Origin of the sequence: Streptomyces sp. NPDC127084 (genome assembly GCF_042724175.1) — a bacterium.
Classification (GTDB): domain Bacteria; phylum Actinomycetota; class Actinomycetes; order Streptomycetales; family Streptomycetaceae; genus Streptomyces.
The window spans coordinates 12,945-16,771 of the sequence record NZ_JBHXFA010000150.1; the positions used below are offsets into that span (position 1 = coordinate 12,945).

Here is a 3,827-nt window from a genome sequence, read left to right on the forward strand (position 1 = left end):
GGCCGGACCTGCGGGCCCCCCCACCACCGTGAGCGTCGGGCGTGGCGGCCGGCCCCTGCCCTGGCCGCACACCGCTGCGGGTCGGTCGGCTCGGCTGCCGGCGCCCCGGGACTCGACTGAGCAGCCACTCGACTGGGCAGCCACTCGGCTGGGTCACTACTCGGCCGTCTGATTGATTGGCCTGCTCGCTCTGCTCCGGCTTACTCGACGACGAGCTCGACCTGGATGTTGCCGCGAGTCGCCTTGGAGTAGGGGCAGACCTGGTGGGCCTGCTCCACGAGCTTCTCGCCGGTCGCGCCTTCGAGAGCCTCGGGCAGCTCGACCCGGAGGACCACCGCAAGGCCGAAGCCGCCGTTCGCCTCGTCCTTGCCGATGCCGACCTCGGCGGTCACCGAGATCTCACTGGTGTCGATCTTCGCCTGGCGGCCGACAAGCCCGAGGGCGCTCGAGAAGCACGCCGCGTACCCGGCAGCGAAGAGCTGCTCGGGGTTGGTGCCCTCGCCACTGCCGCCGAGCGCGGGCGGCATGGCCAGCGGCAGGTCGAGGCGGCCGTCGGAGCTGACGGCACGACCATCGCGGCCGTTGGCGGTGGCGACGGCGGTGTACAGCGCGTTCATGGCGATCATCCCTCTGTCGACGGGCCGGGCCCCTGGCGGCCGGACCGGATGACCACAACTACAGCACACAATTAAGTTGTGCACAACTTAATTGCCCGGGTGGGTATCCTGGAGGCATGACAACGACACCGGAAGCCGCCGGGAGCCCCGAGGTCCTCCGGCTCGACCGCCAGATCTGCTTCTCCCTGCACGCGGCCTCGCGCGCGTTCAACGGTGTCTACCGGATGGTCCTCAAGGATCTCGGCCTCACCTATTCGCAGTACCTGGTGATGCTGGTGCTCTGGGAGCACGGAGAGCAGCCCGTGAAGGCGATCGGGGCCCGGCTGCGCCTCGACTCCGGCACGCTGTCCCCGCTGCTCAAGCGGCTTGAGGCGATCGATTTCGTGGAGCGCCGCCGCAGCACAGAGGACGAGCGTTCGGTGACCGTGCGCCCGACCGCGAAGGGCATCGCACTGCGGGAACAGGCCGCGCTCATCCCGCAGCGGATCGCCGCGACCACCGGGCTCACCCTGGCGGAGCTTGGCGACCTCCAGGAGCGCCTCGCCGTGCTGACAGCCAAGCTGGACGGGGCCGACCTCGAGTCGACGGAGTACGACCCGGCGGGCGGCTGTGCGGGCGGCCCCGCCGATCCGGGCGACTCAGGCAACTCGACCGACTCGACCGACTCGGCCAACCCGAACTGACCGCCACCGGGCCGCTGTGACCTGCGGCAATGGACACTTCCGGGGCGTTGTCAGCGGTCGGGTGCACACTGGCCCGTATCCGCGACAACGGCGTCATGGAGGTGTCGGTGATGAACGACGTGCTGCTTGCTGTGGGCACCCGCAAGGGACTCTTCCTCGGCCGCAGGCGCGACAGTGAGTGGGAGCTGGACGGCCCGCACTTCAACGCGCAGGCCGTGTACTCCATCGGAATCGACACCCGCCGCCCGGTCCCACGGCTGCTGGTGGGGGGCGACAGCGCCCACTGGGGCCCGTCCGTCTTCCACTCCGACGATCTCGGCGCGACCTGGACCGAGCCGGCCAAGCCCGCGGTCAAGTTCCCCAAGGACACCGGCGCTTCCCTGGAGCGCGTCTGGCAGCTGCACCCCGCGGGCCCCGCGGCACCGGACGTGGTCTACGCCGGGACCGAGCCGGCCGCGCTGTTCCGCTCGGAAGACGCCGGCGAGACCTTCGAACTGGTCCGCCCGCTCTGGGAGCACCCCACGAGGTCGCAGTGGGTGCCCGGAGGCGGCGGGGAGGCCGTGCACACCGTGGTCACGGACCGGCGGGACGCGGACGCCGTCACCGTGGCGGTCTCCACGGCCGGGGTGTTCCGCAGCCGTGACGGCGGCGCCAGCTGGGACCCGTCCAACCGGGGAGTATCGGCTGTCTTCCTCCCCGATCCGAACCCGGAGTTCGGTCAGTGCGTCCACAAGATCGCGCAGGACGCGGGGAACCTCGACCGGCTGTACCTCCAGAACCACTGGGGCGTCTACCGCAGCGACGACGCAGGCGCCCACTGGACCGACATCGGCGGCGGGCTGCCGTCGGACTTCGGTTTCGCGGTCATCGCGCATCCGCACCGCGCCGATATGGCGTACGTGTTCCCGATCAACGCCGACGCGGACCGTGTCCCGGCCGGGCGCCGGTGCCGGGTCTATCGCACGAGCGACGCGGGCGGCAGCTGGGAACCTCTCTCCGCCGGACTCCCCGACGGCGACCACTACGGCACGGTGCTGCGCGACGCGATGTGCACGGACGGCGCCGACCCTGCAGGCGTCTACTTCGGCAATCGGAACGGCGAGCTGTACGCGAGCGCGGACGACGGTGACACCTGGCAGCAGCTCGCCTCGCATCTGCCGGACGTGCTCTGTGTGCGTGCGGCGGTGCTCGGGTGAGGTCGCGGTGCCCCAGCCGTGCCCGGACAGCCCTCAGGGCAGGCGCCAGTCCACCGGCTGGGCCCCCGACTCCGCGAGGAGTTCGTTGGTGCGGCTGAACGGCCGGGAGCCGAAGAACCCTCTGTCGGCGGACATAGGGGAAGGGTGGGCAGACTCCACTGCAGGCAGGCCGTTCAGGAAAGGACGGAGATTGCGGGCGTCCCGCCCCCACAGCACCGACACCAACGGCTTGCCCCGGGCGGCCAGCGCGCGGATGGCCTGCTCGGTCACCTCCTCCCAGCCCTTGCCGCGATGCGCGCCGGGCTGGCGGGGTGCCGTCGTGAGCGCCCTGTTGAGCAGCAGCACGCCCTGCTTGGTCCAGGGGGTCAGATCGCCGTTGGAGGGCCGGGGCAGTCCCAGGTCTGTATGCAGCTCCCGGAAGATGTTCTCCAGGCTGCCGGGTAGATTCCGCACCTCGGGCGCGACCGCGAAGCTGTGGCCGATGGCCATACCCGGGGTCGGATAGGGGTCCTGACCCACGATCAGCACCCGCACCTCGTCGAAGGGCTGCTGGAACGCCCGCAGTACGTTCGCGCCTGCGGGCAGATAGGTGCGGCCCGCGGCTATCTCCGCGCGCAGGAAATCCCCCATAGCGGCGATGCGCCCGGCCACGGGCCGCAGCGCCTCCGCCCAGCCGGGCTCGACAAGTTCGTTCAACGGTCGTGCTGCCACGGCGCGTCACTCTACTGGTGCACGGAGTGTCTTTTCGAATCCGGCCGTCACAAGGCTCCTCGGGGATAGGGTGGCGCCGTCATTCCCCAGCCCGCTCGCCCCACTCCCACCTGCCCCGGAGCCGGTCCATCCCTGATCCTGCGTTTCGGACAGGAAGGGGAGCACACCCTGAGTAGTGGATCCGCCACGTGGCGTAGTATCCTTCGACCCTGCTTCAGCAGCGGTCAGGGCTTGGCCGTCATGAGGGTTTCAACCGCGAGTGAGAAGCCCCTTCGCTCACGAAGGGGAGGAGTCACGAGGTGGTGCAGCGCGTACGCCCGACAGCGGGTCCGACGGCATGCGCCCGGAGGGCGGGATGACAGAGCGGCGCAGCGGCCGGGCACGATGGGTGCTCGGTGTGGACTCCGGCGGCTCGGGGCTGCGGGTCGCGCTCGCGCCCGTCGAATCCCCGGTCATGGACCCGTGCGGTGGGGACGCGATCGTCTCGGGGGGCCCGGTGCGCACCGGGCCCGCGGGAATCGACGCGGGCGTGCTGCTGGTGCGGCTGGTGCCGCTGGGCCCCGCACAGCTCGGGCGGGGGGGGGCGCCCCCGCGGGAGGCGCGCGCGCGCGGGGCGGGCC

General features: G+C 71.2%; 3 protein-coding genes and 2 pseudogenes. 3 read left to right on the forward strand and 2 right to left on the reverse strand.

All coding sequences use genetic code 11. The annotated features are described in order from the left end of the window. Positions 1-200: 200 nt before the first annotated feature. Positions 201-617 carry an organic hydroperoxide resistance protein gene (locus ACFWI9_RS27465; RefSeq protein ID WP_387165983.1) on the reverse strand — a complete coding sequence of 139 codons (417 nt, stop codon included), beginning with the start codon at positions 615-617 and terminating at the stop codon, positions 201-203. Between the two features lie 116 nt (positions 618-733). On the opposite strand from ACFWI9_RS27465, the pseudogene ACFWI9_RS27470 reads away from it, so the two are divergent. Next, positions 734-1,195 (forward strand): annotated as a pseudogene (locus ACFWI9_RS27470) (MarR family winged helix-turn-helix transcriptional regulator); the annotation flags it as partial. 215 nt (positions 1,196-1,410) lie between these two features. Next, entirely contained in the window at positions 1,411-2,496 is a 1,086-nt protein-coding gene (locus tag ACFWI9_RS27475; RefSeq protein WP_387165989.1) for a WD40/YVTN/BNR-like repeat-containing protein, read from the forward strand. Between the two features lie 33 nt (positions 2,497-2,529). Here ACFWI9_RS27475 and ACFWI9_RS27480 read toward each other — a convergent pair whose 3' ends face one another. After that, positions 2,530-3,207, reverse strand: a complete 678-nt coding sequence (locus tag ACFWI9_RS27480; RefSeq protein WP_387165985.1) for a uracil-DNA glycosylase — start codon at positions 3,205-3,207, stop codon at positions 2,530-2,532. 355 nt (positions 3,208-3,562) lie between these two features. Here ACFWI9_RS27480 and ACFWI9_RS27485 point away from each other — a divergent pair. Continuing rightward, positions 3,563-3,827: pseudogene (locus ACFWI9_RS27485) on the forward strand (ATPase); the annotation flags it as partial.